This window comes from Arthrobacter sp. ZBG10, assembly GCF_001238605.1.
Lineage (GTDB): Bacteria > Actinomycetota > Actinomycetes > Actinomycetales > Micrococcaceae > Arthrobacter.
On sequence record NZ_LFQH01000173.1, the window covers coordinates 1 to 386 of the forward strand.

The 386-nt window shown below is 69.2% G+C and carries 1 protein-coding gene; it reads left to right on the forward strand.

Going from position 1 to position 386, the window contains the following annotated elements; translation table 11 throughout:
* Positions 1-386 (forward strand): sortase domain-containing protein (locus tag ACU18_RS19075; protein WP_157407887.1); only part of this gene is annotated, 386 nt, incomplete at both ends.

The following is a 386-nucleotide window of genomic DNA, read 5'->3' on the forward strand; positions in this document are numbered from 1 at the left end:
TGCTGAGCCTGGGCCTGCGGGAGAACGGCTCGCTGGAGGTTCCCCAGGACACCGGCAACGGTGCCCCCGCTGGCTGGTACAACGGATCGCCGTCGCCCGGCGAGCGCGGGCCAGCCATCATGCTGGGCCACGTGAACGCCCTGGGCGGCAACAAGGGCGTTTTCGCGGACCTCCGCCAGCTCACCCCGGGCACCGAGATCAACGCGGTCCGGGCCGATGGCAGCACCGCCACGTTTGTGATGGACCGTGGCGCCGTCTACGGCAAGGACAACTTCCCCACCTTCGAGGTCTACGGCAACACCGCCGGGCCCGAGCTCCGGCTCATCACCTGCGACGGCTACGATCCGGCCACCGGCCTCTTCGACGACAACTACGTGGTCTACGCG